Raw genomic sequence first — 7,148 nt, 5'->3', positions numbered from 1 at the left:
CCCATGGACCGCGTGTCCGGTCGGCCGGGATGCCCGGCGTCCGCGGGCCGCGCAGACGCCGCGCGGCGGGCGCCTTGGCCCTGGGCGCGGGCAGCCCTGCGGGCCTCCGCCCGGCCGCCCCGCGGCACGCCGTCCGAGCCGGACGGCCGGTTCCTCCCCGACGATCGGCGCCGGTGTTCACTCATCCTCGCGACTCCTCAGCCAGGTACAGGCCCGCCTGCCCGTGCGAAGCCGACCGGCTTCGCCATGATGCGTCATGGGGGGCCTGGCCCGGGCCCACTGACGCTCCAGGCGATTACTACAAGTTGTAAGAGTAGGTGGTGCCCGACAGGCTCCGACGACCACCCCGGGCCAAGGCCCGACGGTACGGTACGGGACGCGGTGCCGAGGCGGCGCCTACCGGGGCCGGGGCCCGGAACGCGGCGGGCCGGACGGGGAACGCGGGGCCCTGGGGAAAACCCTGTGGCAGCGGTGTCGGTGGTGCCGCTTATGCTGCACGGACGATCACGCGGAACCTGGGGAGGGCGCGGCATGTTCGGCAAACTGTTCGGCAGGGGCGGGGAGAGACCGGCGGTGGATCCGTACGCCCTGCCCGCCCCGCGCAGGCTGAAGAACGGGACGTACACGCTGCACGCGCTCGGTGACGCACGGGTGCTCGCGCTGGTGGAGGCGGCCGGTGCGGGCGACTGGGCGGCGGTCAGGGCCGCGCTGGCGCCCTTCGATCTCGGCCGCGACCACCACGTCCTCGGTGAGCTGGCCGACCTGGCCGGGGTGCAGGACTGGATCGGCCGGGCCGCCGAGGAGGACAAGGAGAACCGGGCGACGGCCCTGCTGATATCCGGCGCGCGCCACATCGCATGGGGCTGGGAGGCCCGCACCTCCGCGCGTGCCGTGAACGTCACACAGGAACAGTGGCGGATCTTCCACGAGCGGCTCCACATCGCCGAGGAGCAGCTCTTCGAGGCCGCCGAGTCGCGGCCGGACTGGATCACGCCGTGGCGCCGCCTGCTCACCTCCGGCCGTGGCATGTCGCTGGGACCCGCCGTCACCGAGACCCGGCTCGACGCCGCCCTGCGCCGCGACCCGCTGGACCTGGAGACCCACATCGAGTGGGTGTCGCAGCTGCAGCCCCGCTGGGGCGGCGAGCCGGGCCAGGCCCTCGCGTTCGCCCGTGAGGCGTTCGCCCGGGCACCCGAGGGCCATCGCCTCGGCTGTGTGACAGCCATGGCGCACATCGAGGACTGGGTGGAGGCGGACAACAAGAACTGCCTCAGAACCCCCGAGATCCAGGACGAGTTGCTGGAAGCGGCCGAGCACAGCATCCTCCACCCGGCCTACGTGCGGCGCCCGGGCTGGCAGCACGACTTCAACATCTTCGCGATGGCCCTGTCCCTGGCCTCCGAGCGGATCGCGATGCCGCGCGTCTTCGACGAACTGGGCGGCGCCTACACCGCGTGGCCCTGGAAGTACATGGCGAAGCCGGAAGAGATGTACGCCCGCGCCCGGCGCAACGCCTGACCCCGCCAGCCACTTCTCCATCCCACCCCGGACTGCCCCATGACTCTGCCCGACACCCCTTCGAGCCAGGCCGGCGCCGACCGCACCTTCCAGGTGGATCTGCGCGGCCTCGTCGACCTCCTCTCCCACCACCTCTACTCCAGCCCTCGCGTCTACCTGCGTGAACTGATGCAGAACGCGGTGGACGCGCTGACCGCCCGGCACGGCATCGAACCGGCTGCCCCCGGCGGCGCGTTCGGCATCCGCCTGTACGCCGACGGTTCGGTGGTTCGGGTCGAGGACGACGGCGTCGGTCTCACCGAGGCCGACGTGCACACCTTCCTCGCCACGATCGGCCGTAGCAGCAAGCGCGCCGACCAGATCGCCGAACAACGCGGTGACTTCATCGGCCAGTTCGGCATCGGCCTGCTCTCCTGCTTCCTGGTCGCCGACGAGATCCACGTGCTGAGCCGCTCCGCCCGCACCCCCGACGCCCCGGCAGTGGAGTGGCGGGGCCGCGGCGACGGCAGTTACACCGTCCGCACCCTGCCCGCCTCCGCCCGCCCCCGGCCCGGCACCACCGTCACGCTGACCCCGCGCGCCGACGCGGGCGAGTGGACCCGGCCCGCCCAGGTGCACGCCCTGGCCCGCCACTTCGGCTCCCTGCTGCGCCACCCCGTGACCTTCGACGACGGCACCGAGGGCCCCGGCGCGGCCGTCAACCCCGAGCCCGCGCCCTGGGCGCGCGCGTACCCCACGCCGGGGGCCCGATCCCGCGCACTGGCCGCGTACGGCGAAGAGGTCCTCGGATTCACGCCGCTGGACACCATCGAGCTGGACCTGCCGGCGGTGGGCCTCAAGGGCATCGCGTGCGTGCTGCCCGAGGCGGTGCCGGCCGGGCGCCGACACGGTCACCGCGTGCACGTCAAGGGCATGCTTCTGTCGGAACAGGCCGCGGAGATCCTGCCCGAGTGGGCGTTCTTCGTCCGCTGCGTCGTCGACGCCGAGAGCCTGCGCCCGACGGCGTCCCGCGAGTCCCTGTACGAGGACGACACCCTCGCCGCGGTCCGTGACGCCCTCGCCGAGCGGCTGCGCGCGTGGATCGCCCGGACCGCCGCCAGCGACCCGGACCTCCTCGGCCGCTTCCTCCAGGCCCACCACCTGGCCGTGAAGTCGCTGGCCGTGCACGACGACGAGATCCTGCGGATGCTGCTGCCCTGGCTGCCGTTCGAGACCACCGACGGACACGCCACGCTCGACGAGTTCGCGCGCGCCCACCGCACCGTGCTCGTGACCTCCAGTGTGGAGGAGTTCCGGCAGATCGCGGCGATCGCCTCGGCCGCCGGGCTCGGCGTCGTCAACGGCGGCTACACCTACGACCGTGAACTGGTCCACCGGCTGCCGGAGATCAGGCCGGAGGTCGGCGTCGCCGACCTCGACCCGGCGACGCTCACCGCCCACCTCGACCCCGTGGACCGGGAGACGGAGCTGGCCGCCGCGGCCTACCTCGCCCTGGCCCGCGACGCCCTCGCCGTCTTCGACTGCGACGTCGCGCTGCGCACCTTCCAGCCCGCCTCCGCCCCCGCACTGCTCCTCGACAGCCGCGAGGCCCGCCACGAGCGCACCCGTTCCCGGCTCGCCCGCGAGCAGCAGGGCGGCCTGTGGGGCGACATCCTCGGCCACCTGCGCCAGGAGGCCCCGCGGGCCCAGCTGATCCTCAACCAGCTCAACCCGCTGGTCCGTACCGCCGTCACCATCGACGAACCCGAACTGGCCCGCACCAGCGCCGAAGCCCTCTACGGGCAGGCCGCGATGCTGTCCCGGCGTCCGCTCAGGCCCGCCGAATCGAGCCTGATCAACCGCTCCTTCCTCGACCTCCTCGCCCACGCCCTCCGCAAGGACAGCTGACGATGCCGACCGCACCCCAGACCATTGACGAGCTGTACCAGGCACTCCAGGAGAACGACCGGCGCCCCTACGGCCGTACCCGCACCGTCACGGCCGAGGAACTGGTAGACGCCGCCGAGCAGTTCGCCGAACCGCTGCCGCTCGTCCACGCGCTCCTCGAACTCCAGGAGGCGTACACCTACGGCTCCGAACCCCGCAAGTCGCCCGTCGTCTTCGCCCGCCTGCTCACCCTCTTCGACGAGCAGCCCGACGTCTTCGACGAGCGCCTGCGCCATTCGCTGTTCTGGCGGTTCAAGTGGGTGGCCAACGCCCTGCGCCAGCTGCCCGAGATACCGCTGGCCAGCCTGCGCCAGTGGCTGACGGAGATGCGCGACCGGTACGAGAAGGCCGGCCTCGGCCTCCAGCCGTACTACGGGCAGGCCTATCAGCTCGCCGCCCACATGGGCGAGGACACCGCCCTCGCCTACGAGCTGTGGGCGGGCCGCACCCGCACCAGGCTCAGCGACTGCGAGGCCTGCGAGACCTGCGAACGCGCCCTGTACCACCTCGCGGCGGGCGACGACGAGCGGGCCCTCGGCGCCTGGGAGCCCGTCCTGGCCGGGAAGGAGTCCTGCAGGGAGGAGCCCGCCCGTTCCGTCTCGTACGCCCTGCTGCCCCTGCTGCGCACCGGTCACGCCGACCGGGCCCGCCACCTGCACCTCGCCGGCTACCGCGCCTGCCGCCGCGACCCCTCGATGTCCGGGGAGGTCGGCCGGCACCTGGAGTTCTGCGCGCTGACCGGCAACGAGGCACGCGGTCTGGAACTGCTCGCCGAGAACCGGAGCCTGTTCGACGAGGTCGACTCGCCGCTGGACCAGCTCAGCTTCCTCACCGGCGTGGAGGTCCTCCTCCAGCGCGTCGAACTCCTCGGGCACGGCGGCCTGCCCGCCGCCGGATACGCGGGCCGCACCTGGACGGTGGCCGGGCTGCGCGCCGAGGTGCGCGGCCGCGCCGACGATCTCGCCGCCCGCTTCGACGCCCGCAACGGAACCACGGCCCACACCGACCGGCGCAGGGCCCGCCTGGAGCGCGCCCCTCTCCTGGACGCGCTGGAACTGACCCTGCGCACCCGCGGCCTCGACGACGTGGTCCCGGTCGCCCCGGCCACCGTACCCACCACCCGCACGACCGAAGCCGCCCCCGAGTCGCTGCCCGAACTCGCCGCCCGCGCAAGGGAGCTGGACCAGCAGGGGCATCCGGAGGCGGTGGTCTGCTGGGCCCGGCTGCGCCGCCTCGTCGCCGCCCCCGACTACGTCCACCCCGACGATCCGGCCGTGGGACCGCTCGGCCGGCTGCGCGCGGACCTGCTCACGGACGAGGCGAGCCGGGCGGGCGACCGGGACCGGTTCGAGGAGGCCGCGGAACTGTACGAACAGGCTGCGGGCCTGTACGACGAGGCGGGGGTGCCGGGGCACGCGGCGCTGGCCCGTGCCTGCGCCGTGCTCGCGGCAGCCGAGGCCGCGGAACGGGCCGACGGAGCCGAGCCGAAGGGGGCCGCGCTGACCGCCGCCCACACGGCCCTCGTCCGGCTGCACGAGGAGACGACCGGCCTCGCGCCGTACCAGGAGGCCCGGCTGCTGCGGATGCGGGCGACCGCGCTCGGCCTGCGACTGCAGACGTCCGGGAACAAGGAGCACGTCGGGCCGGCCCTGGCCGAGGTGGACCTGCTGCTCGACTTCGCCACCCGGCACGACATCGCCGGGCAGGTCGCCGGCGGCCAGTTGCTGCGGGCCGGCACGTATGCCCTCTCCGGCGACCTGCCCGCCGCGGCCACGGAGACCGACGCTCTCCTCGACCGGCTGAAGGCGCACGGCCCCGCCTGGCACCTGCCCCGCGCGCTCGCACTGCGCGCCCGGATCCGGCTCGGCCTGCGGGACGCGCAGGCCGCGCACGCGGACCTCACCGAGTGCCTGCGACTGGCCGCCGAGTGGCCGTCCGGGACGGTCGACACCGCCCGCCTGCACGGTGATCTGGCCCAGGCCTGCATGTACCTGGGCCGCCCCGACGAGGCACTGCGGCACCTGACGCGCTCCGCGGAGCTGGACCTGCGCCGCGGAAGCCGGACGGACGCGTTCTGCACCTACAGCAACGCGGCCCAGCTCAGCCTCGACCTGGGCCGCGTCGAGGACTGCATCGCGCTGCTCGACTCGCTCCTGGCCGAACCCGACGTCGCCGCCGGAGAGCTGGACGGCCGGCTCGTCGCCCAGCTCCGCCTGACCCGTGCCCGCGCCCTGCACGCGGGAGAGGACCTGAAGGCGGCCACGGCGGAGTTCGTCGCCCTCGCGGCCGAGTCGGCCGGCTGGGACGACGACCCCGGGAGCCATGCCATGATCGCCGCGGAGACCGCCGTACTCCTCGCGGAATCCGGCGAGTTCGGCCGGGCCCGCGAGGCCGCGGACCAGGCTCTCGCCGCCCACGCCCGGGCCCCGCGGTACGAGCAGCTCAGCAACTGTCTGCGCGAACTCGCCCGCCTCCAGGCCCAGCGGCAGGGCTCCGAGGGCCTGGCCGACGCCCTCGCCTTCCTCACCGACGCGGGTCGGGTCGCCGACGAGGCCCGCGCAGCGGGGTACGAGGCCCGCGGCCGGTCCCTGGACAGTGCCCTGGCCTACGAACACGGGCGGGTGGGCGCCTACACCGGGGAGTACGAGACCGCCCTGGCCGCCCTGGACAAGGCCCTCACCCTGCTCGGCGAACCCGGCCCCGACGCGGAACACGCCGGCGAGTGGGCCGAGTGCGTCCGCCTCGCGGCCGCCGTGGAGGGCATCTATCTCAAGCGCCCCGCCCCGGCCCTCACGCGCCTGGACGCGGCGGTCTCCCGCCTGACGACGCTGGGCCACACCGAGGAGGCCGAACCGCTGACCTCCCTGGCGGCCCGCCTGCGCGACGAGGCGTAGGGTGGCGGGCGCGCCTGCCGGGCCGCGCCGGAACGAAGGGCCCCTGTGCCGGGGCCGTTCGTCATCTCCGGCCGTCAGCTCCTCGTGAAGGAGTGCAGGGACACGCGGTCACCGTCGAGACCGAGCCGCACCGGTTCCTCCCCCTGGAGCAGGGCCCGCATCGCGTCGGCCAGCGGCAGCGGCACGAGGGCCTGCACGCGCGGCCCGTCGTGGCCCGTGGCGGAGGCCCGCGCGACCGCCATCCGGTAGCGGTCGGTGGCCACGACGGTCAGTTCCTCCCCTTCGACGTCGAACAGGATCGCGCCGAGCCTCGGCAGATCCGGGTCCGTACCGGCCGCGAAACGGACCGCGTCAGCGCGGCGGCCAGCTCCGGCGCGGGGACGGACAGCCGTGCGGTGACGACGGCGAGCGAGGTCATGGGGTTCTCCCTGTGGTCGAGGACGGCTCGGAGTGCGCAGAACGCGCCGCGGGCGTCGGCGAGGCCCCGTTCGAGGCGGCGCAGGTGCGCCTGGAACAGCCGGCGCACCAGGTCCGTGTCCGCGCTGGACCAGCCGGCCAGGACCAGCCGGATGTCCGCGAGGGGCATCCCGGCCCGCCGCAGACGGGCCAGCAACCGCGCCTCCTGGAGCTGGTCCGGTTCGTACCAGCGATAGCCGCTGACCGGGTCCACCCATGCGGGGACGAGGACACCGGCACGGTCGTAGAACCGCAGCGCACTCACGCTCAGTCCGCTGTCCCGGGCCATCTCGCCAATGCTGCGCATCTCGCTCTCCACACCCGCGACCATGAGCCCTCGACAAGGTCGAGGGT

At 74.1% G+C, this 7,148-nt stretch carries 3 protein-coding genes and 1 pseudogene; 3 read left to right on the top strand and 1 reads right to left on the bottom strand.

Features of this window, described 5'->3' with window-relative positions; all coding sequences use genetic code 11:
* Positions 1-531 precede the first annotated feature (531 nt).
* Genes AC5WRT_RS34395 through AC5WRT_RS34385 form a run of 3 tightly spaced genes read left to right on the top strand, consistent with a single transcriptional unit; the run spans position 532 to position 6,338 of the window.
* The gene (locus tag AC5WRT_RS34395; RefSeq protein ID WP_496100916.1) at positions 532-1,518 is read left to right on the top strand and encodes a hypothetical protein; all 987 of its coding nucleotides are present in this window, start codon (positions 532-534) and stop codon (positions 1,516-1,518) included.
* Positions 1,519-1,557: 39 nt separating this feature from the next.
* A complete protein-coding gene (locus tag AC5WRT_RS34390) occupies positions 1,558-3,405 on the top strand; it encodes an HSP90 family protein (protein ID WP_496098234.1) in 1,848 nt (615 codons plus the stop codon).
* A 2-nt stretch (positions 3,406-3,407) separates the two neighbouring features.
* The gene (locus AC5WRT_RS34385; RefSeq protein ID WP_496100915.1) at positions 3,408-6,338 is read left to right on the top strand and encodes a hypothetical protein; all 2,931 of its coding nucleotides are present in this window, start codon (positions 3,408-3,410) and stop codon (positions 6,336-6,338) included.
* An 80-nt stretch (positions 6,339-6,418) separates the two neighbouring features.
* On the opposite strand, the pseudogene AC5WRT_RS34380 reads toward AC5WRT_RS34385, so the two are convergent.
* Positions 6,419-7,101, bottom strand: a pseudogene (locus AC5WRT_RS34380) (DNA polymerase III subunit beta family protein); the annotation flags it as partial.
* Between the last annotated feature and the right edge of the window lie 47 nt (positions 7,102-7,148).

This window comes from Streptomyces sp. NTD91 (assembly GCF_059510455.1).
The sequence above is the reverse complement of the archived record's forward strand: the minus strand, read 5'-3'. Positions and strand labels throughout refer to the sequence as shown.

Excerpts from the sequence above, each read along its gene's own strand:
- AC5WRT_RS34395 (WP_496100916.1), top strand. The coding sequence starts at position 532 with ATGTTCGGCAAACTGTTCGGCAGGGGCGGGGAGAGACCGGCGGTGGAT.
- AC5WRT_RS34390 (WP_496098234.1), top strand. The coding sequence starts at position 1,558 with ATGACTCTGCCCGACACCCCTTCGAGCCAGGCCGGCGCCGACCGCACC.
- AC5WRT_RS34385 (WP_496100915.1), top strand. The coding sequence starts at position 3,408 with ATGCCGACCGCACCCCAGACCATTGACGAGCTGTACCAGGCACTCCAG.